The sequence below is a fragment of the Vibrio penaeicida genome (assembly GCF_002933855.1).
In the GTDB taxonomy this organism is placed as follows: domain Bacteria; phylum Pseudomonadota; class Gammaproteobacteria; order Enterobacterales; family Vibrionaceae; genus Vibrio; species Vibrio penaeicida_A.
Genome location: NZ_BFAQ01000057.1, coordinates 55,821 through 72,861, shown reverse-complemented (window position 1 = coordinate 72,861; position 17,041 = coordinate 55,821). Strand labels below are relative to the sequence as shown.

11 protein-coding genes are annotated in these 17,041 nt (G+C 44.1%); 10 read left to right on the top strand and 1 reads right to left on the bottom strand.

What is annotated here, in order from left to right:
- The first annotated feature begins 176 nt into the window (after positions 1-176).
- Entirely contained in the window at positions 177-611 is a 435-nt protein-coding gene (locus VPNCDNU1_RS26800) for an SRPBCC family protein (RefSeq protein WP_104403212.1), read from the top strand.
- Between the two features lie 278 nt (positions 612-889).
- Positions 890-2,098 carry an EAL domain-containing protein gene (locus VPNCDNU1_RS26795; RefSeq protein ID WP_104403211.1) on the top strand — a complete coding sequence of 403 codons (1,209 nt, stop codon included), beginning with the start codon at positions 890-892 and terminating at the stop codon, positions 2,096-2,098.
- A 368-nt stretch (positions 2,099-2,466) separates the two neighbouring features.
- On the opposite strand, the gene VPNCDNU1_RS29270 is transcribed toward VPNCDNU1_RS26795, so the two are convergent.
- A complete protein-coding gene (locus VPNCDNU1_RS29270) occupies positions 2,467-2,988 on the bottom strand; it encodes a type II secretion system protein (RefSeq protein WP_104403210.1) in 522 nt (173 codons plus the stop codon).
- Positions 2,989-3,205: 217 nt separating this feature from the next.
- Between VPNCDNU1_RS29270 and VPNCDNU1_RS26785 the strand changes: the two genes are divergently transcribed.
- From VPNCDNU1_RS26785 to VPNCDNU1_RS26750, 8 genes are all read left to right on the top strand, one after another.
- The gene (locus VPNCDNU1_RS26785) at positions 3,206-4,651 is read left to right on the top strand and encodes an NAD-dependent succinate-semialdehyde dehydrogenase (RefSeq protein WP_272897591.1); all 1,446 of its coding nucleotides are present in this window, start codon (positions 3,206-3,208) and stop codon (positions 4,649-4,651) included.
- A gap of 148 nt (positions 4,652-4,799) precedes the next feature.
- Positions 4,800-5,861, top strand: coding sequence for a hypothetical protein (locus VPNCDNU1_RS26780; RefSeq protein WP_104403209.1), 1,062 nt, complete (start codon positions 4,800-4,802; stop codon positions 5,859-5,861).
- Positions 5,862-5,949: 88 nt separating this feature from the next.
- A complete protein-coding gene (locus VPNCDNU1_RS26775; RefSeq protein WP_145959495.1) occupies positions 5,950-7,092 on the top strand; it encodes a hypothetical protein in 1,143 nt (380 codons plus the stop codon).
- A gap of 129 nt (positions 7,093-7,221) precedes the next feature.
- Positions 7,222-10,425: a hypothetical protein gene (locus VPNCDNU1_RS26770; RefSeq protein WP_104403207.1), complete on the top strand. Its 3,204-nt coding sequence runs from the start codon at positions 7,222-7,224 to the stop codon at positions 10,423-10,425.
- A complete protein-coding gene (locus tag VPNCDNU1_RS26765; protein ID WP_104403206.1) occupies positions 10,422-12,077 on the top strand; it encodes a hypothetical protein in 1,656 nt (551 codons plus the stop codon). The genes VPNCDNU1_RS26770 and VPNCDNU1_RS26765 overlap by 4 nt, the downstream gene beginning before the upstream one ends.
- Positions 12,078-12,503: 426 nt before the next feature.
- Entirely contained in the window at positions 12,504-14,420 is a 1,917-nt protein-coding gene (locus VPNCDNU1_RS26760) for a reverse transcriptase family protein (RefSeq protein ID WP_104403205.1), read from the top strand.
- Between the two features lie 35 nt (positions 14,421-14,455).
- A complete protein-coding gene (locus VPNCDNU1_RS26755; protein WP_104403204.1) occupies positions 14,456-15,535 on the top strand; it encodes a site-2 protease family protein in 1,080 nt (359 codons plus the stop codon).
- Between the two features lie 358 nt (positions 15,536-15,893).
- Positions 15,894-16,940 carry a methyl-accepting chemotaxis protein gene (locus VPNCDNU1_RS26750; RefSeq protein WP_104403203.1) on the top strand — a complete coding sequence of 349 codons (1,047 nt, stop codon included), beginning with the start codon at positions 15,894-15,896 and terminating at the stop codon, positions 16,938-16,940.
- Positions 16,941-17,041 lie beyond the last annotated feature (101 nt).

Below are 17,041 nucleotides of genomic sequence, written 5' to 3'. Positions count from 1 at the left end.
TGACTAGATCTTCATATCGTTGCCTTGCCTGAAAGCCAGTTAATTCTCGCTGAACCAAGTACCCTGAGGTTACTTGGGTATAGCCAATAAGTTTGAGCAAAACTAAGCACTGGATTAGTGCTTTTTTTTTGAAGTAAATAGTACACCTTTTGGTGTACATAACTAAGGAAAGTAACATGGAAAAGATACATCATCACATTGTCATTGAATCGACCCCTGAAAAATTGTTTCAAGCGGTCACGTCTTCTGAAGGCTTATCTTCATGGTGGACAAAGGCAGAAGCGACACAACAGATAGGCGAGAACCTTTCGTTTTTCTTTGGTCCTCAGTGTGACCACAAAATGGAAATGCAGCTGATCTCATTGGAAACGAACCGAAAAGTGGTTTGGCAATGCGTAGAAGGACCATGGGCAGACATGGGACATTTCTCTTTTGTCATTAAAGAGGACGATCGAGGTGCAGCGCTGAGCTTTACCCATGAAGGGTGGCCAGAGTTGGGAGCCTTCTTCGGACACTGTAATTGTAAGTGGGGGTTGTTTCTTGGTTTGAGCCTAAAAAGCTACTTAGAAACAGGGAAAGGAGTGCCTCACCCAAATGAACAGAATATTTAATTCGACCCCCTCACTCAGTGATATGAGTGGGGGAAATTTCTTAGAAACCTTCATCCAAGCCATCTATTGATAATCTCTGGTGAGAATTTATCTAGTTGTTTTCATCAACCCTGTCTACGTAGTACTGCACATATTATCTGAACCTAAGGTTCTTAAAATAGTTCTGTGTTTTCTTGTCTAAATCAAAAAACAAAGACTATCATTAATATGTAAAGTGATTTACATAAAAAATCAGTATTGATTGATTTTAAAAGCATATTTAATGGGAAGACACTTTAGTGAAGTATCATGTAGAGACGGAACAAAGCACTAAAAATTATAGCAAGGTACTAAAGTACTATCAGTTCACCGAAGACGATGCTTTACATTTAAAAAAAGTACAGCCGATCATTGAAGAAAAAATGCATCTTTTATTGGATGATTTTTACACGTCAATTTTTAAATTTAAGTACGCAACGAGATTCTTAGGGTGTGACAAGGTTTTAAACCGGCATAAAGAAAGTATTTCAGTATGGATCTATCAACTTTTCGATGGTAAATACGACCAAAAATATTTTGATCGATTAAATTACATAAGTGAAGTGCATGTAAAAATAGGGTTACCAACTCATTATATTAATACTGCCTTTAGCTTTATCCGACGCTCAATTAAAGACTTGGCAATTGAGCATAAAGCCTATGATTCTTTGACTGCAATAGACAAGATAATTGACATTAACTTAGATATGCTTACTGTCTCTTACAAAGAAGAGGAACAGGAAAAATTACTTGACGACATTATCTTTCTGAAGGACGTAGTAGAAAATAATGGGGTTATTCCTCACGTTCAAGGCATTTTTGACACAACCTCACTTAACTTATCAAAGTACGAGTGCTTAATGAGGTTGGAAGATGAAAGAAACAAGACGCTTCAATCGGCATTCAGCTACCTATCCATGGCTAAAAACATTAAGCTTTATGAATCCATGATGCATATGATGGTTGAAAAATCGATACAGCAATTTCAATATGTTGATATGGAGTTCAGTATAAATATATCTTACGAAGATATAGACAATAAAAAATTTGTTAACTATTTATATGAAAAAGTTAAACAGTTCCATAAACCCCAAAATATTATATTTGAGATACTAGAATCTGACTTTATCACTGACTATACAATTGTAAATAAATTTGTGAACAAAATAAGAGAATACAACTGCAAGATTGCAATAGATGATTTTGGTAGCGGATATTCTAGTATGGAAAATATTTTAAATCTTAAACCTGATATCATAAAAATAGACGGTTCTTTAATTAAAAATATAGATACTTCGAATGAATCTCGGATGATAACTAAAAACGTCGTAAATATGGCGAAGGAATTAGGTGCTAAAACGGTTGCGGAATATGTTCACTCCAAAGATGTTTTAGAAGTCGTTCAAAATCTAGAAGTAGACTTTGCACAAGGTTTTTATCTTCATAAGCCCGATTTATTTTCAAGTTAAAAGAAAAAATACGATAAGTTAATGTATTAGATCTTTGTATTAACCAGCAAGGTAAATGATTTTAACCTGTACTGACAACTCGTAAGGCTATAACCGCATCACGTTCTTTGGCTGTGTTCAGCATGATTCTGACGTAATGCGATGGCTGAAACGCCTCCTTGATTTTAATTCGTTTTTCCAAATCACTCCTTATTCAATGCGGTTAAATTATCAAATTGAAATCGGCTAAACCCACTCAATTAAGCACGCACAAAAAAGCCCGTGCTTGACGGGCTAAAATCACATCATGATAAATATGGCTGCGGCTCCGTTAATCATTGCTGATAAGCATATCACTAAGCCGTAACCCTCACATATATATTTATCCATTAGTCGTCGATTGGGTGCCCTGGAAGCTCGCCTTTCTCTTTATTGTCTAGGCTGTAAGTGACAATGCCATCACCTGATTTGTATGTCACACGGCTGTAATCGTTGTAATAGTCAAAACGACACTCGCCTTTTTCAAATGATGCAATCATGGAGCTTTGAGCCAGTGCCTTATCTGTTGTGGCGCGTGGGCTTGTTGTAACGGTGTTCCACATATCAACACACTGAGAGCGGTTTTTTACAACTGGATATTCCATGATTTCGACTTTATCGTCCGAACGATCTTTAAAGTTAACCGTCGACCCGTCGTCCATTGTCACGGTACCAGTGTGACCCTGTAGGTCATGAGCTTTGGATACGTACTCAACAGAACGAGAGAACGTTGAGGCAATTTGAGCCGATACTGACTCTTTCGATTCCTCTGTCAGGTTGATGAGTCTCGGAAGTGCCGCGACTGCCAAAATACCGAGAATAACGATAATCACCATTAACTCAATTAGAGTAAAACCACCTTGCTTTTTCATATACTTACTGCCTTGTTATTTTTGAGATTGCGCATTCTATACAGGACGTTGTTCTATATCAAGTAAAAAAAATCCAACCAATTTTCGGGTGTTTTCTAGGCAGAACCTTCAAGTTGATTGGGTATACATGTCACTGTTTAATAAAAAATGGGTTGATTTGTTCCGGAATTTAGAACAACTATTAGGCAGTTAACCACTTTTCCTAATGGAGTACTCTGTGAAACTGCAAAATATGGATTTGTTCAAACAGCTTTGCTATGTCGATGGGAACTGGATCGGAGAGGCGGCTGAACAACAACCCGTGTACAACCCGGCAACGGGTCAAAAGATTGGTCAGGTCCCTGTTTTTGGCAGAGAAGAAGCTGAACAGTGCATTGCGAAAGCCAGCCTGGCACAGAAAGAATGGCGCTCTCTTACTGCCAAAGCGCGCAGCAACTTGCTTAAGAAGTGGTTTGAACTGATTCAGGATAACAGTGACGATCTCGCCACCATCATCACAACCGAACAAGGTAAATCCATTCACGAAGCAAAAGGTGAAGTTGCGTACGCGGCGAGCTTTATTGAATGGTTTGCTGAAGAAGCCAAACGTGCTTACGGGGAAACTATCCCTTCTCATAAGCCCGACGCTCGGATTGTTATTGCTAAAGAGCCAGTTGGAGTGGTAGGGGCGATAACCCCATGGAATTTCCCTGCTGCGATGATCACAAGAAAATGCGGTCCCGCTTTAGCGGCAGGTTGCACCGTTGTGCTCAAACCCGCTCCCGATACGCCATTTACTGCTTTGGCGCTGGGTGCTTTAGCTGAAGAGGCTGGGATTCCATCTGGCGTTTTCAATATTCTCACTGGAGATGCGGCAGGCATTGGTGGAGCTTTCACCGACAGCAAAGCCGTTCGCAAAGTCTCATTTACTGGCTCAACTCAAGTGGGCAAACTGCTGATGTCTCAATCATCCGGTTCCGTGAAAAAACTCTCTTTAGAACTGGGTGGCAATGCGCCATTTATTGTGTTTGAAGACGCGGATTTAGATGCTGCGGTTCAAGGGACGTTGATTGCTAAGCTTCGAAATGCAGGGCAAACCTGTGTCTGTGCGAATCGCATATTTGTCCATCGATCGGTTCAGGACACCTTCGTCTCCAAACTTAAGGTGGCGTTTGAAACGCTTAAAGTAGGCGATGGGCTCAACCCCGATAACCAGATTGGTTCGATGATCAATCAAGCGGGGCTGGATAAGGTTTATGACCATTTAAACGATGCTTTGGAAAAAGGGGCAAGCCTTGTACTGGGCTCTAAAGAAAAGCCGGTCAATCTGTTTTGTTCTCCCATGATAGTGACCGGAATGACCGACGATATGAGAGTCGCAAATGAAGAAACCTTTGGACCTCTTGCCGCGATTTTTACCTTCGATACAGAAGAGGAAGTCATAGAGCGCGCCAACCAGACAGATGCTGGATTAGTGGCTTACTTCTATTCTCAATCCTTAAGACGAAGCTGGCAGGTTTCAGAGCAGCTGGAGGCAGGTATGATAGGGATCAATGAGGGTCTGATTTCAACAGAAGTTGCCCCATTTGGTGGTGTAAAAGAGTCGGGGCTTGGGCGTGAAGGTGCGCGCCAAGGCATTGAAGACTATCTAGAAACTAAGTATATGCTGATGGGCGGGCTATGAGAGTAACTGCTGACTGTATTGGTAAAATTTGCGACAATGTTACAATTTTTTAACATTTATTATGAGTTGTGACATTATTGCCTTAGTAATTAAATAATTTACTTCTATTCTTGTTGTTGTTTTTATAACACACAAGAGAAACTATAAAATGAAGAAGTTAATCTGCTCTCTAGCATGTCTTATGGCATGCATTTCTACAGGCGCTTCAGCCGCCATTTCACAACACCCTGTTATCCTTATTCACGGTTTTAATGCCGACCAGTTGAGCGAAAAACCAAACGCTCAACAGGTCGCATTAGCGGGTGAAGAAGGTTGGCGATCGTATTGGCTATCTCGCTCTGATGAGCGTATCGATTGGCCTTCTCATGAACGGATCCAAGGTAAAATTGCATCAGACTATGTTTGGCCAAAGCTTCAATCACTTTCTCGCAACAATACCTGCGCGAACGGCTGCATTTTTGTTACGCATTCTACGGGCGATCTTATTGCACGACACATTTTGGATAACCAAAAACGCTGGCTTGAAAACGCAGGCTTAACGCCACTCAACATTATCGCTACGGTAGATTTTGCGGGTGCAGGCGGCGGTTCAGAATTGGCCGATATTGCGATTAACGCTGCAGAAGGCGGCGGTGCAGGTAATTGGACACTTAGGCAAGCTCTGTCATTGTGGTTGGGCATGGTACCGACATCGGGCAATACTGGTGTATTGAACGATTTAAAAGTGGCAAACGCGAGACAACTTTCCGCGACACCAGATAGTCGAGTCCCACGCGTACGTATTGTTGGTGATAGCTCAGATTTCTGGGGGCTAACAGCAGGCTTCCTTCCTGGGCACGACGATGGCGTAGTCGCTGCGCATTCCAGTTGTGGCGCAAAGTCAGCGGGCAGCTACAACAGTTGTTCTGCGTTTGTCGGGCTTAATGGCAAGGTTACTGCTCAGTCTCGTGGTGTAACCCGCTTTATGGCGCAGCATTATCCTTTGCTTATGGGTGAGGATTATTCTCACAGCTCCCTTATCGATAACAAGCACGAAGGCAAAGTGACCACGGCACGCGCCAATTTGAGTTTAAGTAACGGCAAAACCGTTACAGTTAATACAGAAGATCAGAGCTCTTGGTGGTCGAGCAGCGTGTATCGTTATGTCCAACACTCAGATTCTCAATCGATGTCTCAGTTAACGTACAACTTGCTTGAGGGTGCTCAATAAAGGTGCGTTATATTAAGCGTTGCACAGCAGTTAGTTGGGTTCTGTGATTTGGCAGAGCCCAGTTTTATTCTTTAACCGAGATTCATTTATGAAAGTGTTTGGCTCTGCATTTTTATCTGGAAATATTTATGTAAGAAGCTTTGTCATTACTGTTGCCATAATTCTAGTGGCTTTGGTGACGTATCTGTCGTATGACAAAGACACCATTAAGGGCAGCACCTCCGAAAAATACAGTCAACCCAAACAAGAAATGGCGGTGAAACTCAAAGAAAACGAGGCCGAGGTTCCCCAATTTGAGCAGCCCGATCAGGTTATGGATCTCCCAGAGCAGCCCATTGAACTAGAGGTACCAATAAAACAGCAATTTTCGTTGATAGCGAGTGCTTATAGTGAAGAGCTGAAGCACCCTACGTACTCGCCACCGCTTAATGACGACAACCCAATTACCCTTGATCCAAATCGATACCACAAAGTGGAATTACCTATTTTAGATGGTAAGCATAAAGCGTCATTGAGGCTGGAACAATATCGTTACTTTTACCCTAACCCGATTCGCATCGCGATAGATTCGCCACTGGATATCCAGCAAGTATCGTTTGATTTACGGGGAGTAGAGAACGGGAAAAGCATTGCTAGCCAAACCGTTAACCGCGCAGAAGCGATATTTAAATCGAGCGAAGATTGGCCAGAAGAAATCCGCGTAAAAGCCAAAGTCACGTTCGCACAAGGAGATGATGTTCTGACAGGCGATTTTCGCTTCTACGTTCCAGTTGGAAAAATTACGGGCGTAGACACATTAGGTAGCGAAGGTCCCGACATGCTCATCCCTGTTCAGTTGGATGTCAAAAAGAGCGGGACGTTTCGACTTCGGGCTAGCCTATTCTCGGCAAGCGGCAAACCGATTGCATCGCTACGTGAAACAAAGACGTTAGCAGAAGGGAGCCAAGAAATACATTTGAAGGCGCACAGCAGTGTTTTAAAAAACAGCTCGTTAAAAAATAGTTCGTTAAAAAATGGCACTCAACAAGGTGGGGATTTCGAATTCGAACTGCGTTACCTTCAATTAGAAAAATTGTCTGATTTTCCCGGTCAGAAAACAGGTTTTGGCGTTAGCGAACAACCGTCGTATTCGTTAGGTTCGTTTGACGTTTCCCTACTGAGTGATGAGCCATATCAGCCCACAGAGCAAGAGAAAGAGCGCCTCGAATTCCTGAAAAAACTCGGGCAGTAAATACCATTTAATACGCATCGAAATCTCAAAATGTGGATTGTGCCTAATTCACAGTGTGGTGTTATGTAACCAATTGATTATTTTTGATAATGTCGTCCGATATGTTTAAAGATGGGTTAGGGCGACAACATGAAATTGATAAGGAATTCGCGGCTTCGTTATCAAAAGGACAAATCCGATAAAGTCTACGAAGTGGATCTTGTCGAGCTTACATCAGGCGAGCCTTTAAGGTATTTGGTGAATTTTCGATACGGTCGAAAAGGCAGTACCTTACGAGAAGGCACCAAAACCCGAGATCCAGTCACACTTGAGCAAGCGGAAAGGCTGTTTGATAGTGTGGTTGTTTCGAAGGTAAACAAAGGCTACCAAGATCAGAATGCACTCTCGTCTTACACTTCACTCCAACCTAAACAACCGAGCTCCGGATTTGACCACAACACCCTAATCAATCGCATTGAACAAGAATCCAGCCCTTATGAGCTAGGTCGGCAGATTTGGCGCTTACGCCCCGTGGCAAATCCTGATGTGGCGTCCTTGATAGCCAATAAGCTAGGCAGCGATACTTGGCAATTGGAATACGCTATTTTGTGGGCACTGGGAAGAGTCGGTAGCGAAGCAAATATCGATGTCATTAAACCTTATCTATCTCATCAAGATGCTCGTCTTGCCACCATCGCACTGGAATCTCTAATTTCACTCTCGCCTAAATCTGAGCGCAAACGTATTTACGTGGATGTCAGCGGATTTAAGCTTGTCTCTGTAGAAGAGTTTGTCACTCAAATAGATGATTTTATTGCCCAAAGAACGGCGAAGGAAAGCATTAATCTGTTGTTGAAGAAAGCGTATCTTCAATCCGTTTTCGATGGAGAAATGCATCAGTCATTACGTGATATTCTCGCCAAACTTCCGTACGCCCCCAATGCTTTTCAAGGTATCCGCTACATTCTAAAAATGAGTGAATTCCGGCTGGATGCCAGTATGTTTGCCGCCGCATACTATCGATTGGAACAAAGTAACCCGTATTTCCAAAGAACGTGGACACACCATTACTCCCCAGAACACGGGAGGCTGAATATTGAAAATGAACTGTCGTCCCCAGAGGCCAAACTCGCGCACTCCCAACATACCCATAATTATTTGATTCGTCGCCAGTGGCGGGTGTTAAAACAATTGGGGGTTAATGAAAGCCCTGATTTCGTTCGGTTTGCGACTCAGCTTTTACTGCAATTTAAAGACAGCGACGGCAAGAAGCCCAAAACATCGGAAATATACGAATACGATCAAAATTGGCGCCGTCAATTGAAAGCGGTGAATCACTACGATGAATTTGCCCGTTATTCCACTTTGAATGCGTTGCTGAGAAGTGAGAACCCACGTTATAAACGAAGCGATGCGGGGTATGTTTGGAAACTGAGCCCCGATGTCGTGTTTGAAGGTCGGGGTGAAGCGTTTGCTCACCTTTGGGACCAAGTGCCTCATAATTTGCTTGAGTTAGTACTAGGTAGCCAATGCGAACCTGTATGTGATTTTGCGGTTCGGGCGCTGCAAGACAACACAAGTTACACTGACGCGTTAAGTGCCGATATTTTGGTGGGCATCTTGGTTCGTCCGTACACTGCTTGTCAGAACTTCGCGTTACCACTGTTAGAAACCTACTTAAAACGCCACGCCTTAAGCACAGAAGGTTTGATTACGTTACTCAACAGTGACTTAGAAGTCGCTCAAAATCTTGCTTTAGAGCAATTAGATAAAATCCGAGACTTGTCGAAGTCAGTCGATGTATTGGTCGCGCTCCTTTTGATGGGGCAACCATCAATACACAAGTGGCTCGAAGAGCGAATGAAGCGAACAGCGCTGTTTAGAAGCACTCAGAGTGAACTGCTCATGAGCCTTGTTTTAACGCTAACGGACCCGCACTCCGAGGGTAATTCCATTGAGACATTCGAGCACGCAGAGTGGTTATCCGAATGGCTTAATTTACATTGTAAAGATGCCATTTCAACGCTTTCGTTATCACAAATTGAATTGCTGATTCTCTCTCAACATTCACCGAATTTACTGATAGGTTGCGAATTTTTGATGGCTGTTGATGTGGAGTGGGCACAGATACCCGCCACGATTTTTGAAGTGATTGAAAACAACCGTTCTCATAAGATTCAGTCATACAGTGTCGCCTTACTGTCTAAACAAAGTGCCGAAGAGCTGGTCGACAATTTGCCTTACCTACTCAAATTGCTACTCAAAAACAACCCATCACAGCGCCAAGCAGTCTTGAAAACGTTGCCCGCGACTTACCAGCGTGGTAGCCAGCACCGCCCTCTTGTTTTTGGTAAGTTGGTTGATCTTCTCCACAAGCGCGAACTCGATAGCGATTTACAGCAAATGATTATCGGCTTTATTCGCCAAGAGTTTGAACGTGAGCTGTCGTTGAACTCCCTAGATGAAGTGATGAGCTTGGCTACCGCGACATCGGCAATGGCACACGATCTTGCTTATGATGTTTTTTCAGACAGTCATAACGCGCGCCAGTTAGAGCGAGCACTCACGGCAAGCCAATGGTACTCGCTTGCCCAAAGCAGCACTTTTGCCCTTAGAGCATTAGCCATTGAACAATATGTGCGAACACCTGCAAGCTTATTGAATGCGAATGAATCGCCAGAAGAACCGGAACCCGTATTAACGCTACTCAACAGCCAATGGCAAGATGTACAGGACTTTGCGTTCGAATTTTGCCGTAATCAAATGACGTCAGAGCATTGGAACCCAGAGTCGATTGTTGCCGTATGTGATAACCCTGACGAGCGAGTACAAGCCTTTGGGCGAGAACTTCTACAGCGCTTTTTTGATGAATCGGAAGGTAAACAGTACCTGCTTAAACTCAGCCAACACCCTGCCGCAAACGTCGAGCTGTTTGTTACCCAATTACTGGCACAGTACGCCGCAAATGATGAAGGTATGTTATTGGCATTGAAGCCCTATTTTTTATCGGTGCTGAGCCGAGTTAACCGTGGCCGTGTAGCAAAAGACAGAGTATTGAAATTTTTAACCGAACAAGCGGATTGCAGCGCACTGGTTACGGAAATGGTGTCGGATATTTTGGTACGCCAATCTTTAACATCGGTTCAAAAGGATAAAGCCCAAATCCTTAAAGCCATGTTGCACTTGAAAAAGACGAATACCCACCTCGATATGCCGATTAAATTGACTTCTCCTCCCTCAGTTATATCTAAAGAAGGCGCTATCTCTAACGAAGGCAATAAGTCTAAAGAAAGCACTTCGTCCAATGGGGGAGATTCAACACCAGAGAAGAAAGCCACGGAGCGCGAATCATGAAAGTAAATTATCAATACGCATCCAAAAGCCAAGTTCGCTCTGGCTCCCAATCTACGGACGTTGCTTTTTCACCTGATACATCGAGAGCGCCTACGTTTTTCGTTGGTGAAGTAAAGGAAAAACGCGCTTTCCGAGAGGCGATATCCGCCCTTCATGATGTCGTGATTTCAGACATGCGGTTTGTGCCAAGAAACCGAGACGAATACAAGATTTGGTTGGCACAGGAAGAAGAAAGGTTACTTGCGGAATTCGTTAGCCGCCATGGTGAAGTGAAAGAAGATTTGGAGGCAGTAAAAGCGGAACTTTCTTCTATGGGCAAAGCGTCCAGCGAGATCATGGCTCCGTTTTATAAAGCGCAAGATCAATACTTCAAATACCTATACAAGCACGATATGGACGCTTGGTATGTGCTCGACCCGGTGATTACCGTTCACCCTGATCAGGTCTTTTTTGAGTGTTTTTCCGAAGACGAATCAAGCTATGGAAAGCTCAGCTGCAACTACGACACCTTTGAGCACGTCAGCGACAAGGAATATGGGACGACAAACATTGATTATTCCCAAGGGCTGTACGATGAATTCCAAAAAATTCGAGACTATCGGAAAACGCAGCTAAAAGTCGACCCTGATGGATTTAATGTACAGACCGGCGGCAGCGACGCCTTTGAGGAAAAGAAAATTGATTTACCCGACTCTTGGGTAAGAGGCTTCTTGCAAGTAAGCTCCGCCATGACACTTCCGATGGTGAAATTCTGTCTGCATCCGATGGATATTCACAACATTTGTGCATTACTCAAACGCAAGAAAGAACGGGTCGGTCCGCGTTCCATGCGTTTCGAGTTGGTCCCAAACAAGCCCATTCAGATTGTGATGGAACCTTGGGGGGATGTCGTCACCTGCGCACGATCCTTATACCTTGGAGATGAAGCGCGCACTATTCGAACATGGGGGCGTCGACGTATTTTGATTCTTGAGCGTTTGTTGCCCATCGCTGATAGCTTCGACGTTTGCTTGCTTGGCGATGGGATGCCGTCGTTTTATGTCGCGAACATGGGTGGGATGACTTTTACCTTGGGTTTATCGGGATGGAGCGCGAATGATTGGTCGGCGGCAGGGCAGTTCGATTTATTAGCTCCAAGAGATACCGTTGACGAGCTAACCAGCCAGCGAGTCTATTTGGCTCTTAAAGAGACTCAGCAAGAGAGTGCAGCAAGTTTAGCTTCTCGGCTAGCGCTGGATGTGAGTGTGGTGAAATCGGCATTGGCGCAATACAGTCAACTTGGGCAGGTGTTGTACGATTTATCGTTAGATGTTTATCGTCTTCGTCATCTTTACAATCAGCCCATCGCGTTAGAAGAAATACGTTTCACGAATGAACGAGAGCAAAAGGCGAACAATTTCGTTGAGGCTAACTTGGTGTCGGTTACACAGCTAAACCAAGGCGCAAAAGGCACTGAGATAATTGGGCTGACGCTTGATAACGGGAAAGAATTTCAGTCGAAGCTTCGAATAGACCAAGATCAGAGGTTGGTTGAAGGTGAGTGCCAGTGCCACTTTTGGCACAGTAATAAACTGAGGCAAGGACCGTGTGAGCATATGTTAGCGCTTCGCTTGCAAGCCACAAGAGAGCAACATACAGAGGTGACGGCATGATAGTTACCTCCCTCTCAAAATTCAGTTCTGTCTCAATTTTTTTACTTGCAGAACAAAGAACTAGCAATACAATAGAACACTACAGCAGCGCGGCAGAAGAACCTTGCATCTCGAATGGTGGATCACCATTCAGGTATAAAGACTGCCCACGCATCACTGATGCTATCTTTACTGAGCCGTACAGTCACCTATACCGCTATTGCGGTGTGACTTCGCAGAAGTCAATGAGCGGTATAGGTAACGTACGGCATCGAGTTGATAACCTCAGTACTAAGAACTCTTCGAAGGAATATCTTGTCGCGCTGCGTTCCTTTTTTCGTTTATTGGCATTATCTTTCAATCCCTTCTCTATAAAGCCCCAAACATCGCTTTCAACGACTCGTCTGTTACGCGTCATCTCAGGGTTTACGGCTGAGGAGGTGGCTTATGTCTGATTCTTCCACTCACTCAACGTCTCGCTCTAACTCTTCCAACGCAAGCCATCAGGAGGCTTCGGTGACCGATTCTGCTCCAAAGCTGACGCGTCAGCAAATTTACGATCGCATTCGAGAAAGCAGCAAGGATGAATACATTCTTCAAGAAATGATTCGCCTTGGGTTCTGGAACAAAGATGACGAACAGCCAAGTCTGACTCAAGAATTCATTGAACGCCGATCCGAACTCACAAGAAAGCTTAGGGAGCTAAGTGATCTAGATTCGTTATACGCTGACCCTGAAAAAGCATTAGAAGCTCTGCATAAAGAACGCAAAAAAGCGGCGTTAGAAAAGCGAGAGCAAACTCGTCAAGCACTCAACCAAAAACGCTATGACAGAGCATTGGCATGGTATAACCAGCAAAAAGAGACATTCACTTGGTTAGGAGATGACGTTTCCCTCGGGTTAAAAAACAAAGAGAACGATGATGGCAGGCTTGAAGAACGAGAGTTGCCAACGTTTGAAAACATCGCAGCACTAGCCGGAGCAATGGGCATCTCGGTTTCAGAACTTCGATTTTTGGCATACCAAAAAGACGTATCGAACGTCAGTCATTATCAACGATTCAGCATTGCTAAGAAAACGGGCGGGCTTCGCCATATTTCGGCGCCAATGCCACGGTTAAAGCGCGCGCAATATTGGCTGTTAGACAACATTCTCGCTAAGTTTTCTGTGCACGATGCTGCCCATGGTTTCGTGACGGGCAGAAGCATTGTGTCTAACGCCCAGCCACATGTCGGTAAGGCGGTGGTCATCAACATGGATCTGAAGGACTTCTTCCCTAGCATCAGCTACAAACGGGTAAAAGGATTGTTTCAATCCCAAGGTTACAGTGAAGAACTTGCCACTGTTTTTGGGCTACTGACGACAGAGCCTGAAACCCAAGAGCTGGAAATGGATGATCAAACTTGGTTTGTTGCCCAAGGTGAACGCCGACTGCCGCAAGGCTCACCTTGTAGCCCTGCGATTACTAACGTGATGTGTCGCCGGTTAGATGCCAGATTGCAAGGTATGGCTGACAAACTCGGGTTTGCTTACACCCGCTATGCCGACGATTTAACGTTTTCCACTGACAGCGCAGAGAAAGCGCAAGCACTTTTATGGCGCGCAAAACAAATCGTTGTGAGTGAAGGCTTCACTCTTCATCCGGATAAAACCCGTGTTATGCGAAGGCATCAAAAGCAAGAAGTCACAGGTGTAGTCGTTAACGAGAAGCTCTCGATAGACCGCAAAACTCTGAAACGCTTTCGCGCTACACTCAAGCAAATCGAGCTCGATGGTCCTGATGGTAAGCACTGGGGAGCAGGTGAGCTTTTCGCATCAATGGAAGGCTACGCCAATTTTGTTGCGATGGTGGATGCCGAAAAAGGCATTCCGCTGCAAAAAACGTTGGTGCATTTGAAGCGTCAGCACGGTGTCACCACCAAGTATGGCAAAGTGACCGAACTAAACAAGCGCTTGCTACGGGTGAAAGCGGCTAATGGGGAGAACCCCAAAGAAGGCTGGTGGCAACCGGAAGAGAAACCGGCGCCTGAATTGGAGCTAACACCTAACCAGATTGCTGAACGCAAGCGAGCGATCAAGCGACAGAGAAATCAGGAACAAAGAGAGAATCAAGGCACGAATTCTGAGTGGCAAAATGCAGATTTCAATCAGGGTGACGACGTTAACCAAGGTGAGGGTGTTAACCAAGGTGACGGCTGGAGTGATCTCGAATCGGATGCTAAGAAAAAGTGGACGACGCGAGAGTACATTCTCGGTTTACTGTTCTTACCAATCGTATTGGTCATGCTTTTCTTTAAAGCACCTTGGAATATCAAATGTATTGTTGTTGGTGTGCTCTGGCTTCTGTACCTCTATCTGAATTAAACTACGCCTAATTTTTGTCGTAGCAGGGAACCCAAGTGGAACTGTTTAATATCGAGTTTTTAGGAAAACCATTAAGGCTAGAAGGCTCAATGGCAGGCTGGCAACAGCTGTATTGGGATAACACGCTAGTCTCGCAATTGGATGCCAATGCAGAAAGGCTGGATCACAGCCATGCGTTTCAATTAACCAGCGGCGAACAGGCAATAGAGTGCCAAGTAAATGTTGATTTAAAGTGGCAGCCTTTCCATATTCAATATGAAGCGAAAGTGGACAACCAATTAGTGGCGCAAGGGCAACGAGACGCCAAAGATATTGAAAGGCAAACCCCCGTTGTACCTGTGAAGCAGGAACGAAAGTTCAGTGTCGTTGGGTTATTTGCTCTTGGCATGAAAGCGCTAAAAAGCGCAAAGGTGATCAAAGGCGTACTCGCCGCGTTGAGTTTGGCTGCCTATTCTTGGTTTTTCTCGTTTCAATTTGCCATAGGTTTGTTGGCGTGTTTGATGTTCCACGAATATGGACATATTCGCGCCATGAAATTCTTTGGCATGAAAACCAAAGGCATTTATCTGATTCCATTTCTGGGTGGGCTCGCACTTAGTGACGAGAAAATTAACACCCGCTGGCAGGACGTGGTGATTTCTATCATGGGTCCGACGTTTGGCTTAGTACTATCGATGGCTTTATTGGTGGTGTATTGGGTGACTGGAGACGTGTTCTTTGCGGGTCTCGCGGTATTTAATGCGTTCCTTAACTTGATTAACTTATTGCCTGTGTTGCCATTGGATGGCGGGCACGTACTCAAGAGTATCAGCTTCTCATTCAACAGTGTCGCAGGGCTGGCTATCTGTATTGTCGCGGCTGTCGCTGGCATTATTGCAAGCTACACATTTGGCATGGCTTTGTTCGGTTTCCTTTTGATTATGGGCAGCATCGAAATCATCGTCGAATGGCGAACGCGACATAATAGCCATCTACTTCCTTTAGATCGTTATGGGCAATTGGTGTCTTTTGTCTGGTATGTGGCGTTGGTTGCCGCGCTGGTGGGGATCATGGTTTATATCGGTTCAAGTGGTGACCAACTACTGAGCCTACCACTCCAAATATTGGCAAGCTAGTGCATTCAAACAGCCTAGTATTTTGAAGGTTGTTGGCTGTAGCATCGCGTAATAACAGAAAAGATGAGGTTGCCGCCTCATCTTTTTTTATCTCGGTATTTTGAACAATTTTTATGTGTTTTAGAGGTAACGGTGCATCTCGACCCCTTCAATATTTGATTAGGGTTTGGTTTACTGAGATGGAATACTCATCACATTCTATAAATTGCTGCCAATAAAACTGAAATATTTCTCCTTCAGCTCAGGTCTGAGTTCTGAAGTTGGGCAAATTAGTACTCGCTGAAATGCTATAGTTACGGTAAGTTGAATATAGTTCGAAATAGATCTATTCAAATCAATTATAAATAAAGGGAATGTTATGCAGTCTGCTCTCTATAAGCGTGCAGTTATTATCGCTGTTATTGTCGGTTCCATCTTAAACCTTATAAATCAATTCGATGCATTGCTTGGTCCTGCGGATTTCAATGTGGTAAAGGCTATGCTGACTTATTGTGTTCCTTTCATTGTGTCTATCGTTAGTAGCAAGATCACATTGAAATCGGTCGAGAAAAATATGGTTGCGCCTGAATGCCCTGAAGATACCGCTGGCTTAGTTTGTCGGGATACCTTATCTGAGGCACGTGGCAAGGTGCAATCGATGAGATCAAACGCAGGAAACGTAAATCAGGCTTCTAGAAAGCGTTTGGCATTTGCGGAATCTGTGGTTGATCAAGCTCATGAGGTGACGTCGGGGTCCGGTGAATTAGCCAATTTAGCGGAAGTGTCTCAAGAGCAAATTCATAGTGTTCATGACAACTTCAATTTGATGAACAAACGTCAAACGGAGTTTATGGCGGAATTTTCGCAAGCATCCGAGTGGGCAGATAACCTGAAAGAGTCGATCGATAATCTTAGCCAACAGTTTGCTCAAATCGAAAATATGGCATCGTCCATTACCTCTCTTTCTGATAAAACGAATTTATTAGCACTGAATGCCTCCATTGAAGCTGCAAGGGCGGGAGAATTTGGGCGCGGTTTTGCTGTCGTGGCAGAAGAAGTAAAAGGGTTGGCGAACAAATCTGGTGAAGATGCTCAAAAAATTAATGCATTGATGGGAGAGCTCAGTACAACCAGTACTAAGCTTGCCGATGATGCGAAATTGTTTGCTGAATCCATGTCTAAAATGCAGGAAAACACGAGCCACGAAGAGGCAGAGCAAGTAGCGGTTTCTATTGATCAAATTCGTTCCGCTGCAACTGATGTTCATGATCGTGCTCAGTGGCAGATTTCAGAGATGGAAAAAATGGCAGAAAAGGTGAAGCAGTTAGCCGAAGACGCCAAAGCCGCCGTAGATGGTTCAGCTAATAACATGGAATTAAGTGAAAGCCTAATAGCGGACTTGAAACACGTTGTTAAAGCATCTTAAAAGAAACGTCATACCACTCTAATTTTCGATATACCTCTACATTAGAATCGGTCTCAAAGTGTATTTTGAGACCGATTTTTTACATCTAAAGATAAGGATAT

Coding starts and splice junctions, on each gene's coding strand:
- VPNCDNU1_RS26800 (WP_104403212.1), top strand. CDS start 177: ATGGAAAAGATACATCATCACATTGTCATTGAATCGACCCCTGAAAAA.
- VPNCDNU1_RS29270 (WP_104403210.1), bottom strand. CDS start 2,988: ATGAAAAAGCAAGGTGGTTTTACTCTAATTGAGTTAATGGTGATTATC.
- VPNCDNU1_RS26780 (WP_104403209.1), top strand. CDS start 4,800: ATGAAGAAGTTAATCTGCTCTCTAGCATGTCTTATGGCATGCATTTCT.
- VPNCDNU1_RS26775 (WP_145959495.1), top strand. CDS start 5,950: ATGAAAGTGTTTGGCTCTGCATTTTTATCTGGAAATATTTATGTAAGA.
- VPNCDNU1_RS26770 (WP_104403207.1), top strand. CDS start 7,222: ATGAAATTGATAAGGAATTCGCGGCTTCGTTATCAAAAGGACAAATCC.
- VPNCDNU1_RS26765 (WP_104403206.1), top strand. CDS start 10,422: ATGAAAGTAAATTATCAATACGCATCCAAAAGCCAAGTTCGCTCTGGC.
- VPNCDNU1_RS26760 (WP_104403205.1), top strand. CDS start 12,504: ATGTCTGATTCTTCCACTCACTCAACGTCTCGCTCTAACTCTTCCAAC.
- VPNCDNU1_RS26750 (WP_104403203.1), top strand. CDS start 15,894: ATGCAGTCTGCTCTCTATAAGCGTGCAGTTATTATCGCTGTTATTGTC.